The sequence below is a fragment of the Oscillospiraceae bacterium genome (genome assembly GCA_035353335.1).
Lineage (GTDB): Bacteria > Bacillota > Clostridia > Oscillospirales > JAKOTC01 > DAOPZJ01.
Window position 1 is genome coordinate 1 of sequence record DAOPZJ010000008.1, and the last position, 13,757, is coordinate 13,757.

A 13,757-nucleotide genomic window follows, 5' to 3' on the forward strand; every position below is an offset into this window, starting at 1 on the left:
GGTCGTCGGGGTGTAGCGAAGTTTGGTATCGCGCTTGAATGGGGTTCAAGAGGCCGCAGGTTCGACTCCTGTCACTCCGACCATAAAAATAAGAGGTATCTTAACGATACCTCTTATTTTTATGCCCGCAGGGAGGAGTCGAAGACTCCGAACGCCCGACTTTGCGGGCGTTTCACTCCACGACCAAAAAACGCATTTTTTGCCCCGAAGGGAAGGAGCCGAACCTTTCGACATTCTGTCACAAAAGGCACTAAAGGTGCCTTTTTAGGGAGGAGTCGAACCTTTCGACATTCTGTCACAAAAGGCACTAAAGGTGCTTTTTTAGGGAGGAGTCGAAGACTCCGAACACTCGCCGCAGCGGATGTTTCACTCACGACCAAAAAACTCGTTTTTTGCCCTTCGACATCCGAACATCCGCCGCAGCGGATGTTTCACTCACGACCAATAAAATGCAGAGGGACCATTTAGGTCCCTCTTTGATTTATGCCCCCAAGGGGAGGGGTCGAAGACTCCGAACGCCATGGTAGACTTGTTCTGCCTGCAGCGGGCGTTTCACTCCACGACCAAGAAACACATTTTTTGCCCGCAGGGAGGAGTCGAAGACTCCGAACGCCCGGGCAGACTCTGTTATGAATTTCTAGCCAACTTTTTGATCGATTATTTTTAGAAGATTGTCTTTTATGCAGTTTGATAAAGCATACTTTATTATCTCCCCTTGTTTATCTCCATCTTCAGCCAATACAAATATATATTTACCGTCACAGGCAGTTACTTTACCGGAAAATTTCGATATCCTATGAAAAACCCTTTTACCGATATAAGCCTTATAAACATTTAATCCGTCCTTAGATTTAAATTCATCTTCGTTTCTAGCACCTGTATTACTAACGCTATCTGTTTGAGCATGTCTGCCTTCAGAAATATCCTTTTGAAGTTTTAAGAGTTCATGAATCTCCGCAAAATGCGTTTGAGCAAACCATAATTCTTTATTGCCAACAAAAAAGGCGATATGGCTGTCATCATGTACAGTTTTTTCGTTGTAACTCAACAAGTCATTTTTGAGATTGTCCATGATAACTGAATTATTTCTTAGAATTTTGTATTCCGATGCACAATTAGGGCATAAGCATAGATTCATAGGATCGAGTTCGACTTTCGGGTCATTAAAAATCTGAGCATACTCAAATATATTCGGTTTGTGACACATTTGGCAGGCGTATTTATATATGCCGTCATAACGATATATGTTCATCAAATAGGCTCTGATTTCGGCTGCACAATTGCTGACCCGTATATGTCGAACTTTAAAATCATACTCAACAGGATTTGCATAAATAAGCATTTCAGCAGCATGTTTCTTTAATGCTTGCCAGTTTTTAACCCTTCCGATCGGAAATGGGTATTCCTCAGGGTGCGAATTTTCTTTTCCGCTTCCCCCACTAAACTTTGTTTTCAAATCATCGGGAGTAATACCGTATCTTCTTGCCAGTTCAATAGCAAAATATGCTTCACGTTTGCTCACGGGAATATTATCATAATCCTTATTCAACTCAGCTAAAAGATCATCTGAGCTCTTTTTAAATCCAAGCATTTCATAAATGGATGAATCAGGACTGACATTGCCGTAAATCGAATGATTTAAGTCGTGCTTTGTGATTTGGTTTTGCGAAACCAGTTCATTTGATTCGGTATACAACCAATTTCCATTCCATTCGGAATGGCATTTTTCTCGTCGTAGTAAGGATATCAAATCACAATATGCATGATTAATATCCGGCGTATTCCCTTTGATAATAAGTTTACCGGTAAGCTGTGCTTCATTTTCCAATAATGTCTGAAATATGGCTTTTGATTTTAGTATTGAGTCCTTGTTGCCCGGATGTAAAGAAATATATTTTAATGCCTCGGAAATGCATTCCATCGAAAATCTGTAACGAAAATCTCCGTTAGTAGACCAATCCGGATGACGATTGCTGCTATAATAAATGCCGGTAGTTTTCTCAATGCCGGTTACTAGAGTATCAAAAAGATTAAATTCCAATAAGTTTTGAATTGAAACTCCGTTATTTTCGTAGAAATCGGCATCAATTATATATCGATCGGCAATATTTCGAAAATACGCTTCAATATCAATTCCTGTTTCTGAACAGGGCAAATATATCCTGTTTTTATATGGATTGATGAATTTGTTTTCGTTTTTGTTCTTGCAGCGTAAAACGAGATAATTTTTCATCATCTCCACGATTTCTTCGGTATATGCCGGGTTAGCTTTATATTTTAAAAGTATTTTAACATCCTCGATATGCTTCGATGTATCAATGCTTTCTTCAGATCGTTTTTTGAAATCATTAATAAAGAACTCATATTCATTGGGCTTTTCGAGCTGAAGGATGTTATCAAAAAAATCTTTACATTTTTCATAGATTTCACTATCGACAATATTGATATCCTTGGAGGTGATATTTTTCGACGGAAGAAAAACATTCGGTAAAAACTGTGAGCCGATTTTTCGATAGGGTGCCATAAAAGCCCCGGCGGATGTTTTCACAATGTTTGACGTAAGCAGGTTTTGACCGCTTTTTGAAAAGGCATAAGGTACGGTTTCAAGAATCCTGTAAAGTTCAATAAGCCAAGAGTTGCTGCGCGCGGGTAAAAAGTCGGGATTTTTATCAAAGTAACCCCTAAGCGATTCAGGCCGTATCACTTCTATCTTCATTTCGTTCGAAAAAAAATCATATAAATACCTATACTCCTGATTTGATTCAGTGAGAAAAGTCGGCAGCCAATGGTATTCGCAGTAATCGTGAATTAATTCAGACAACAAACCATCGGTAATCAGTTCTGCCAGTTTTTCATTTCGTGCGATTTTGGCTGTTAGAGCAGAGGTATAGCCACCGCGTTTACATGGGAGGATTTTTTCATTAGATAGTTGTTTTCTTGTTGTTTCAAATAAAGTACCGAACAACCCAAAGTGTTCGAATCTTGCGGCATTAGTAGGCAACGCCCTGATAAAGCTCATATTGAGATTTTTAGTATTCCTTAGCTCTCTGATACTTTCGCTGAGCAAAATACCGGTCTCTTTTGCCAATTGAATATTATCGAGATCGTCACAAGGGATGCTGCTGCGGTTTGGTGTTGTTCTGTAAGGACCCTGCACGATAAAATCCAGTTTACTCTCTGTTTCCGTTGGAAAGTACACCGAAATATAAGGTGACTTGAGCTTTTGACATTCGTATTTTCCGTCATCACTCACTTTGACCGGGAAAGCGATATCCACTGTTCTATGTGAATTATAATCAATGCGGCGCGAAAATTTTAAATACGAAATTTTTTCTTCGTTTTTTAATGTGGATTCCCCAAGAGCAGATACCAAAGAGCAATGATCATTCAACAATTTTTTATCAAGTTGATATTTGCCTTCAATTCTTGAACCTTCGATATTTATTTTATATTCAATTAAAGAAAGATTGTTCATAAATAAAAGCGTCGTAATACCTAAGTTTTGTAATCTTTGCTTGAGACCGTTGTTTAAAATATCAATGGAACGATAACCTGAAAATGACTTGCCGCAACTATAGGGGAATACAAACTTAGTCGTGAAATCGGATTCGATTTCTGTTTGCGGAATATCTTCAGGATGAACAAAGTCATATATCTGAACGGCAAAAGGGTTTGCGTTATTAGGAAGCTGCCCCTTATAATTCTGTGGCATACTATAAAGTTTAACAGTGTCACAAATGCCGAAAACGGATTTAAAGCCGACTCCGAATTCGCCGATTTGATTTAAATTTCCCGCCTTGTCGGATTGCCCAATATCACACAGCCTTTGGAGATTCTCTTCCGTAAACGGTTTCCCATCATGATATACCTCCAAGCGATCCTTATATTGAACGAACTTAATGCTTTTTGCTTCCGCATCCTCCGCATTCTGCAGCAGTTCGTAAATAAAATGTGCTTTATCGGTATAAAGCTGGATGATTCGTTCAAGCGCTCTTCTGAGCATTCCGCTATTGTCTTGTTGGATTTTAATTTGATCGGCGATGTTCATAATCATTCTCCTTTAATTTCGACAATTCCATTTGCAATTAAAGTTGTGTGAATGTCCGCGCATAAAGTGCTTTCTTCGATAATTTGGACCTTCCTTTCATAAACCGAAGATGCTGATTCGAGTTCGCTTCGATACATACGGTGTATATTTTCGTCGAAAGTATCTTGAATCAGTTTTTCAAGGCTCCGCTTCCGACTCCGATAATTACCCCCGATGCTTTCGAGTTTATAGGAAGCTGTCATTTTTGCTGCAGCTATATGAGCTTTTTTCTCATTCATCCACAGCGATACCTGACGGTTCTCCAAGGTACTAAAAACCTTCGAATCAACGGCTGCGGAAGCGGAACACGATTCAGCATCCTGTAAAATTTCAGTCAGTTCATTTTCTACGATTTCACTTTGACAAACGGGAACCAATCTGACCTTCGGATTTAAACCTATATAATTCCATGCGTAAACTGAAAATGCATACAAACCCTTTGGCAGCGTGTCAGAATAATACCTCAATTGTATATAGGCCGTTTCCTTTGATGAAAAGTAAAGCGCGGCTTGTTTCACAAGCGGGTGGACTGCGGTAATAAAAAACGCATTTCTTTCTTTTTCCGCAATTTCCGGTACAAAGGTTAAAGTATGCATCGGCTCCGTGCCTTTCAAATACCAATCCCAACGCCGCTTCACGGCAGACCTTACATCAGATAATTTTCTGAAATCATCACGCAAGATATCCCGAGCATTTTTAGAGAGTCGAATTCGTTTCAGATCGGATTCGCCGATAATGAACTGACCTTCGCCAAGCCGGAATGATAAATAACTCTCCACCAAATGTTGAATTTTTGAAGGTGAAATCCATGGATTTTCAGCTTCTTTGATTTCATTTGCGACCGTATAATTCGACAGATCGAAGCCAAACAATTCTTTTTCTTCGTCTTCAAGCCTCGACAGTTCCTGAAGTCTTCGAACCTCATTATCAGCCATCTGCTCAAGTTTTACCCGTCTCTCAGCGTCAGTGAGACTTGCATCGGCTACAATTTGCTCAATCCGGGAACCTATCTCGCCGAGAACTTCTTCACATTCGCCGATACTTCTTTCAAACACACCGATTCGCATTAAACATCTTGAATAGATATCGGCATCTACCGTGTCAGCAGTGATAATATTATAGATGTTTACTGCCTCGCTCTTTTGCCCACGGCGATCAATTCGCCCGATTCTCTGTTCGATTCGCATCGGATTCCAAGGTAAATCATAATTTATCATGGTGTCGCAGAATTGATAATCCAATCCCTCTGAGCCGACTTCGGTAAACAGCATAATATCGATTGCGTCTGAATCGGTTTTTGGGAGTTCAAATCTTTCCCGAAGGTCCCGTCTGATCTCGTCTTTCACACTGCCGTCTATTTGAGCGACCCGGAGATTGAGCGCTTCAAGCTTGCGTTTTATGTACGCCAATGTATACCTGAACGTGCTGAACAGGATGATTTTATTATTATCATATTTTTGCTTTTCGAAAATAACAGTTTTAATACTGTCAAATTTGGGATCGTCTTCGGGAAGATTATCAGCCAATTCCAGCACGTGTTTCGCCAGCCCGGAAAATGCACCCTCTGCAATATTTTCGAAATCTTCTGTTTCTATATCAAATTCCGGATCATCACACAACTGAACAAACCGACGGTCGATAATATCTCTGATGTGCGGAGCCAATCCGAAAATGCAGCTGGCAGCCTGCCTTCGAATGGTGCTCATCATGAAAGGCACAGAACGGGCATTATGGAGGATGGATAACGCAGAAAATTCAAATTTCAACAGCTCGTCATGCAGTTGCGTTTGAATTTCCGTAAAGTTTGTTTCAACCGTAAATGTTCGACGAACGCAAAAATCCTGTATATCTTTCCTTCTTGTGCGATTCAGCATCGTATTAAAGCTGTGCAAAGATTCAATGTCGGAAACAAGCTTTACCCGTTCTTCTCTGGAAGCAGGAGCTTTTTGCAAACGGTTGATGACATCAATATATAATGGGTTTTTACAAATCACATTGTCTCCCCATTGCGTAACCGCAAGGTTTTCCAACTCGTCAATTGCTTTTTGCTGCCAACCCTCAGCTGCACCGCGGATAATTCGAGAACACCTGGAGATATAGGCATTTGGCAAAGACATCATTCTAAAAACATCTTTATCCATAACAACATCCGGACGGAGCACATTCAATAAAGTAAAAAGGTCATCATCACTTGTCTGAAGCGGAGTGGCTGTCAGCATAACAACAGCGTCCGCATGTTCGCAGAAATAACGAACGCACTTATACGCAAATGCTTTCTCTTTATCTAAACTCCCATTTCTGATATGATGCGCTTCATCGATGATAACCAAGTCAAAGTGCGGCGCAGGGTCAAGGTCTAACAAGCCGTAGGATTTCTTTTTCTTTATGGTTTCCCCTTGATATACTCTGTTATCAAGAATCGAATAAGGTATGATTGATTTATTAAACCGTGAAGGCCACTCACCGTCTCTGTCGGTATCGGATATAATTTGGCGAAGAGCTTGTCCGTCTAACGGGGTAAATTCCTCGTCAAAGCGTTTCATTTCAATTTCCCATTTTCGCTCTGCTACAAGCGGTTTCGGGCAGATAATCAAAACATTATCAAGTTCATTGCGAGCTTCAAGCTCTTTGATAATAAGTCCCGCTTCAATTGTTTTACCGACGCCGACACTGTCCGCGATTAAAATTCGTGGTTCGTCAGATTTTATGAGTTTAAGCGCCGGTCTGAATTGATAAGGCACGAAATCGATTCTCGCCGAATTCAGTGAATAGAGATTGCCGGCAGACGGATTGTTAATCTGATATGCGGATAAATAACTTTGGAATGTATCCAGGTCCAACCAATGATAGGAAGGCGTCTCAATAAGTTTGATTTGTCCATCGTAGAATGTTTTTAAATCCCCGTCCACGAAAACTTCGTATTTTTTTATTCCGTTTATTTCGGTAACAGAAAAAACCATTCCGCGGGTGTCCGGCGATCCGGTCAAATATACGCGATCCTTTTCTTTAATTCCTGCGTCAATTGGAACGGAAGTAGCGGCGGTCGATTCGGCTTCCGAACAAATCTTTGGTTCGGAAGGCAAACTTGCAAAATCGGCGGCGGAAACATCCTCGTAAAATTTTTCAACTTCTTTTATTAATGCATTTGGGCTCATTAATTGCGTAAAAAAGCTCTTAAGAGTGTTGATATCGTGACCAACAGCATCTTTTTCGGGGATGCAACCGGCACAGTGTGCCCAGATATTTCTAACTTTGAACATTTCGCGGATGCACTCCCGCTCGGATGTCGGAAGGAATGCAAAAGAACGCATATCGTACCATGACCGGTCGGTTATTCTGAGAAGAGCAGCCAAGTCAAGCCGTTCTAAACTGGAATACTCATTGTCAACGGCAAGATTGCGCTGTGCGAATGACAAATTGCCTAAAACGCACTCCTGCCACCAATTTTTTGTGACTTGCGGAAGCATTTTTCCAAGCCAACCCGCAAGTTCCCGCGTAGCAGTATGCAGGAACTCGTTCATTTTGCTGACAATATATTTCTCGTCCACAGTTTTCCTCCAAAAAATGATTATGTCAATTATCAAAAAAGCCGTCCGTGTAGAATACATGATCCAGTTCTTCATTGGTCATAACATGAGACACCTTATCCCGCACAGCGCTTTTTGACATATCAAGTCTCTTGAAACCACCTGATTTATCTTTTCGGATAAGCTGAATTCGGCCGACTCCGGGGTTTTGCCTTGCATATTCGGCAAACCCTTTTGCTTTTCCGAGGTTATCGATTCTCGTCGGATCATGCGGCTCCAGAATATCGACCACATAACCGGTTGAATCGTCTTTTCGGATAATGATAAAATCAGGATATGTCGGCTTTTTTTCGCCGTTTATTTCATAAGGAATGCACAAAGACCACGGTTTTCTTGGGGGATTGCGAAGCCAGAAAACGAATTTTTCATTTTCTTGTTCTTCTTTAAGAACCCCTTGTTCCCAACCGTTCAGAGATATGGTTGCTTTTCCCGAATCATCGACAAAGAGATGGTCTGTATAGTCTTTTCCATCCGACGCGTGATCATAAATAATTGTTTCGGGAAGCCGGAAATTATGTTTGCTTACGATATCTCCGTCCGATACGATGCCGTCATACTTCTTTTTATATTTATCAGGAAAACCTATCGTTTTCCGCCTGTACCGATCGTTGATCTCATGGAACTTCTCTTTCGCATATTCGTTCAGTTTGTCCATACAGGCACTGTTATCGGTGAAAATGATGATATCAATTTTGTAACTGCTCGGATTATTATAATCTGCGTATTTATTACCATAAGAAAAGCTTATGCCCTCGTTACCGAGTTTGGTCTCCGCAAGGCGGAACTGCCGTTCAATATCCGTATCCGTTGAGGAAAACAAGTCGTGAATCTGATGATTGTCCACAGATTCGCCGAAAACATCAAAAACCTCTGTGTTCATTTTGAACTGCATAACTTTTTCTGCTAAATCCCCGTATTTATTGGATGATTTTAATGTGCAGATATAATTGTGGATTATATCAACGATTTCATCGGCAACAACTTCAGAAATATCGTTATCATAACCCGATTGGCTCAGTAAACGAACAAGAGCGAATAAAGACAACAAGTAATTGCTGATTACGACGCTGCGAACATCATAAGTCAGTAAACCAAGTTCGTTAATTGCCTTCACGACTTCTTCTCTTTCCGAAATTTTCATGAAAGGAGCGGGATTGCCTGCAAAAGGTTGGTTTAATTGGGTCTCTGCCTCTTCCGATTTTGATGCATTTAAATCGATGGGTTGAGTTACTTCATCTTGTTGTTTAATCGAAGAAGATTCATCGTTAATACCCGTTCGTGATCCCGAACCGGGTTCCTGTGTCTGCGTTGGTTTAATACTCACTTGCTTAATACCTGCACTGTAGTTCGGACGGACTGTCAAGGTTTCGTATTTTTTTGAACCGAATGATTCCTCGCATACGTCTGTCGGAATGCTGCCTCCTTCAGTGCTTTGAAATGCTTCCACAACGTTCTTTACTGTGCCGACGCTGAAATACGGCAGGTACAGATGAACATCGTTCAAAATATCATCAACCTGGATGTGCATTTGCATAGGCGTCCTGACCATTCGCCCAAGAAGCTGCGCAATATAAGTTGCGTCGGCTGCATGTCTGAACGACATCATGGTCTCAGCACGGGGACAATCCCAACCGGTTGATAAATTCTCTTTAAAGAATACAACTTTTATTCGTTTATCATCGGAAATTCGGGAAGGCTCTTCATACCTTACATCAATTCCGTTTACGCGCAGAGTCGATGTTGTCTGACCGAATGTATGAACCACATCGCCATCCTGAAACCGCATACCGGTTCGTTCTTCAATTATCTGCAGACAGTCATCCAAATCGGTGTCCGAAATACGTGTTCCCGTGCTGTTTTGTACCTGGACTACAAATATAGGATTCACATAGGCATAATGCTGTTCATAACAATACTGTGACCAGTGGTCCCATTTTTGTTTCCAGTCATCAGCGGCTGCCTGAAGAACCGCCATTTCATTGTTTTTCGTATCCGGATATGTAATTACAATTCTGTCTTTCAACAGCCCCGAAACGCGAACTTCTTCTTCGGATGTTTTTACAAAATATCTGGTCGACGTCGTGCCGGCGACAAGCGCATTGAATCGGTCGACTGTTGCGCTGATTCCGATCACAAGCGGCATCTGAGGGAGATCATCTTCGGGGCTGCCGATCAGAAACTTTTGCATGATGGTGGTTGCTCGACCGGCTTCGCGTCCCTGCATGCCCCGGTGTGCCTCATCGATTATAAAATACAGACGGTCATATTTTTCAAGTGCGGTATTGCGCAGTGTTTCCCAAATGGTGTATTGCCGACCGTCCGAATGCTTGGTCAGGTTGCTGCTCTTGCCGAGTTTTTGTGTATTCAAGAAATAGATGTGGCCGTCTTCAAGAGTTTCCCGATCAAAGGATTCATCTTCAACGGTAACACATTGGTCCAAACGGATTTTATCCGCTTTCAAATCGAACTTTTGTTTTGATTGTGCGTTGAGTTCAGGTGAATCCGAAAGCCAGACGAAAATTGCATCGGGTTGGTCAGAGTATAATATATCGCCGAACAAAATGATTTCGACAAGAGACGCCATGATAATGGTTTTACCTGCTCCGGTCGGCGCTGTATAGGAAACCACCTGAGGTGTACGGGTATGGCGATAAGAACAGAGCGCTTCGGCTGTTTTAGCTCTCAATTTTGAAAGCGCATTTTTTTGAAAAGTGTATAATTCGACTTTCATGTGAGCTACCTCCTGCAGTTGATACGGAAATTATCCAGGTAATCGCGGTAAAGCTGAAATGTCATTTTACCGTCCATCCCCGAAATCATTTCACGATATCCCGCTTCCGAATTTGTTACGATGAACACCGTCTTAATCTCCGGATACTTGTCCAGTTCTTTCTCAAATTCAAGAAAACCGTGCTCGTTGATAAGAACGGCGAATTCATTTTGGGGCAAGATCATCATATTAGGAAGCCCATCGTTTTGTAAAGTCGGGCGTTTTCCGGCAGCGCCTGATTTTAACCACAAAAGCGGAAGTATTTCTTTGAACTGCTTTCCGAGCGCAACCGCGTTTTTATCAAGAAAGCCGAGTTTGAAGTATTCACAGTTGGAAGCAAAGCCACCCGACATAGCCCGCTCGCTGCCGAGGTAATCTCCTTTCAGCGGGTTTCCGTTGATATCATGACCTTCGATACTGCAAACGGTACGCGGCCATGTGACATAGCGGGCAATACCGAGCTTTTCCCATTCTGGATCTCCGGGTTGAAAACTTTGTGCTTTCAGCGTTTTTGCCTCATCATCGGAGACCTCATTGTTGGTGACCATGATGCAGCGACGGTGACCGCCATCTTCCGCATTAAGTAGATTTACAGCATGAAGCGTTGTTCCAGAGCCGGCAAAGAAGTCTACAATAAGAGCGTTGGGGTTATTAAGGCAAAAGAGTTTAATACAATCCTCAACAGCATACAAAGATTTTGGGAAATCAAATCGTGTTTCGTCTAATATGTTTTTTAAAACTTTCGTTCCGTAATCACGTGCATCATGCGTCTCAAATGACCACTGAGTTTTTGGCATTGCCTTTCTAGATTCAAGATTGCTTGCAATAATCCCGCCATCTTCGGTGTATCCTCTTACCGACACTTTTCCTGTTTCAATATCTTTGATTGTCCCGGAAGATAAATAAGATAAAGCAAATTGTTGAGGTTTATCTTTTTGATATTTCGAAGCTTTTATATATCCTTTTTCGACGAGATGTCTACATGCATTAGGTGTAACACTCCACATCATTTCAGTTCCATCATCACGCACGGGAAAAACTGTTTCGCAGTTTTCCATTTTACTAACTGAAAACCGATTGACCTCTGACGTGATTGGATCTCCGACTTTTATTATTTTATGTGTATTTTTATCTATATACAGAGGATAAAATTGCGATGGTCGAGAAGTGCGTATATTTGCTGGATTTCCTCTACGGAATGATCTCCAATGAATATCGTCGCCTTCTTTTTGGTAATTAGCATTATCAATCGGCGTTATCGTATAATTACCGTTCATTACAAAATATATGAACTCATTAACTCTGCTAAAACTATTAAATCTTGCTGCACCGCTTCTCGCGGTTAATGTGCTGACCATTTGTATATTTGCTTCCGGAAACATTTCCTCCAATAAACACCCGAGATGCAAGTATTCTTTTTCGTCGATAGTTACAATTAGAACTGAATTGTTTGGATTCAGAATCCGCTTCGCAATCTTCAGCCGCTTCTGCATCATGGAGAGCCATTTGCTGTGACGGTATGTATCGGAACTATCAACATAATAATTATTATATTTCCAATCTCTTGCGCCGGTATTGTATGGCGGGTCGATATAGATGCAATCAACCTTTTTCGGATAGAGATATTCGAGCAATTGAAGCGCATGGTAATTATCCGCTTCAATTAAAGTATGCCATAACTTGCTGTCCGGCGCGTTCTCAACAGCATCGACCGGCAACAGAGTCGGGTATATCGGCTCTCCGAATTGAGCAATCGCAACCAGGTCGGAGAGCGCGATGCTTTCTTCAGAATTTGTTGAACGGCGAACGCATACAGCGATGTCGTTATGAATCTCCTTGACACGATATACGTCGTTCACTTCGCCGGCTTTTTTCGCTGCAAGAGAATCGCGGCGTATCTCGATGCCGTAAAGCGGAGTGCATTCCGGGATATGTTCCTCAAAGACAAGCCCGAACTTTTTTTGCTTTGAAAGTTTATTGACCTCTTGTTCCAAACGTTCACGAAGTTTTTTATCTTCGATTTGCCTTATCAGATCGTTAATTGCCGCCATTCAATTGCCTCCCGGAAATTTATGAAATCAATTCAATTTAAGACCGCTTTTACTTATTTCGGAATACATTCATAAGCGAAAGAATACGTTCCGAATATACAAGCCCAAACTACTATTAATTTACAGTATACTACAAAAATGGAATAAAAACAACCAAATTATACAAGTTTTTAAACTCAATATGTCACTTCATTGAAAGAGAATCTGCTAAGTTTTTATTATCAGTTATTGCATGTACCAAAATGAGTGCAGACATTGAATTATTATAATAAGAATCATTGATATCGGTGATGTTGAAAATGGAAGTATTTAGTGATATTATGGAAAGTGGTGTTACGCAAATTTCTAAATTATTATAGCCCGAGGTGATCAAACGCCCTTTACCATCGTCCGGCAGGACATCACAAAAACGGAGGTTGCCGTAATCATCCACGCTGCGAACACTCGAATGAAATTTGGAGGTGTCTTATGAATACATACGAAAACAATTTGATCCTGAGTTCTGAGCGGGCATTCTTGAAGAACGATGAAAAGTTTGTAAAAGCATTTGAAGGTTGTCAAATCGGAACTTTATTTTCACGCGGTGAGATTGTTTATCGGGTTGTGAATAAATACGGCTGCAATCCGACAAGCATCATCCCAAGTGATCATTGTTACAATCGCATCAATAAAGGTTTGGATTTCGATAAAGTTCCGCTTCTTTTTGAATATACCGATGATAAAAGATATAAGTACCTGGGTGTCGATTATCCTTACACGGGAAAAGTCTTTCATAAGCCGAAAAGCAGCGGTTCGGAATTCGTTGTCGGTGAATGGAAAGACGGAAAAATCGTTTGGTTGAATACCCCGAGGCGATGACGGAGCGAAACCGGAGGGTTCTTATGAACATACAGATATTCGGCACCTTGAAATGCTTCGACACCAAGAAGGCGCAGCGGTATTTCAGCGAGCGCAGAATCAAGGTGCAATTCATTGACCTGAAAGAAAAGCCGATGAGCCGCGGGGAGTTTTTGAGCGTGAAATCCGCCGTCGGCGGCTGGGACAAACTGATTGACGAGAACTGCCGGGATCAGGACTTGCTGACTCTTTTCAAATACCTGACTCCCGACGCAAAGGAAGAAAAAGTCCTTGAAAATCAAATCCTTCTCAAAACCCCGATCGTCCGAAACGGCAGGCAAGCCACGGTTGGCTACGCCCCCGAGGTTTGGAAAACATGGGCGTGAGAGCGCACGGCGCATTACATACAATGATGTTTGATTCGG

General features: G+C 41.5%; 7 protein-coding genes and 1 tRNA gene. 3 read left to right on the forward strand and 5 right to left on the reverse strand.

Annotated elements, in window-relative coordinates; translation table 11 throughout:
- Window positions 1-6: 6 nt before the first annotated feature.
- Window positions 7-83, forward strand: a tRNA-Pro gene (locus PKH29_03000).
- Between the two features lie 554 nt (window positions 84-637).
- On the opposite strand, the gene PKH29_03005 is transcribed toward PKH29_03000, so the two are convergent.
- The 5 genes from PKH29_03005 to PKH29_03025 all read right to left on the reverse strand — a co-directional run bounded on the left by PKH29_03005 (window position 638) and on the right by PKH29_03025 (window position 12,928).
- On the reverse strand, window positions 638-4,048 hold the full coding sequence (locus PKH29_03005; GenBank protein HNX13803.1) for an ATP-binding protein: 3,411 nt from the start codon (window positions 4,046-4,048) through the stop codon (window positions 638-640).
- 2 nt (window positions 4,049-4,050) lie between these two features.
- Entirely contained in the window at window positions 4,051-7,635 is a 3,585-nt protein-coding gene (locus PKH29_03010; protein ID HNX13804.1) for a helicase-related protein, read from the reverse strand.
- 25 nt (window positions 7,636-7,660) lie between these two features.
- Entirely contained in the window at window positions 7,661-10,405 is a 2,745-nt protein-coding gene (locus PKH29_03015; GenBank protein ID HNX13805.1) for a DEAD/DEAH box helicase family protein, read from the reverse strand.
- A gap of 5 nt (window positions 10,406-10,410) precedes the next feature.
- On the reverse strand, window positions 10,411-12,495 hold the full coding sequence (locus tag PKH29_03020) for a DNA methyltransferase (GenBank protein ID HNX13806.1): 2,085 nt from the start codon (window positions 12,493-12,495) through the stop codon (window positions 10,411-10,413).
- A 184-nt stretch (window positions 12,496-12,679) separates the two neighbouring features.
- Entirely contained in the window at window positions 12,680-12,928 is a 249-nt protein-coding gene (locus PKH29_03025; protein ID HNX13807.1) for a hypothetical protein, read from the reverse strand.
- 35 nt (window positions 12,929-12,963) lie between these two features.
- Between PKH29_03025 and PKH29_03030 the strand changes: the two genes are divergently transcribed.
- The gene (locus PKH29_03030) at window positions 12,964-13,353 is read left to right on the forward strand and encodes a hypothetical protein (GenBank protein HNX13808.1); all 390 of its coding nucleotides are present in this window, start codon (window positions 12,964-12,966) and stop codon (window positions 13,351-13,353) included.
- Window positions 13,354-13,376: 23 nt separating this feature from the next.
- Complete coding sequence (locus PKH29_03035) at window positions 13,377-13,718, forward strand: ArsC/Spx/MgsR family protein (protein ID HNX13809.1); 342 nt, start codon at window positions 13,377-13,379, stop codon at window positions 13,716-13,718.
- Window positions 13,719-13,757 lie beyond the last annotated feature (39 nt).

Excerpts from the sequence above, each read along its gene's own strand:
- PKH29_03005 (HNX13803.1), bottom strand. The coding sequence starts at position 4,048 with ATGAACATCGCCGATCAAATTAAAATCCAACAAGACAATAGCGGAATG.
- PKH29_03015 (HNX13805.1), bottom strand. The coding sequence starts at position 10,405 with ATGAAAGTCGAATTATACACTTTTCAAAAAAATGCGCTTTCAAAATTG.
- PKH29_03020 (HNX13806.1), bottom strand. The coding sequence starts at position 12,495 with ATGGCGGCAATTAACGATCTGATAAGGCAAATCGAAGATAAAAAACTT.
- PKH29_03030 (HNX13808.1), top strand. The coding sequence starts at position 12,964 with ATGAATACATACGAAAACAATTTGATCCTGAGTTCTGAGCGGGCATTC.
- PKH29_03035 (HNX13809.1), top strand. The coding sequence starts at position 13,377 with ATGAACATACAGATATTCGGCACCTTGAAATGCTTCGACACCAAGAAG.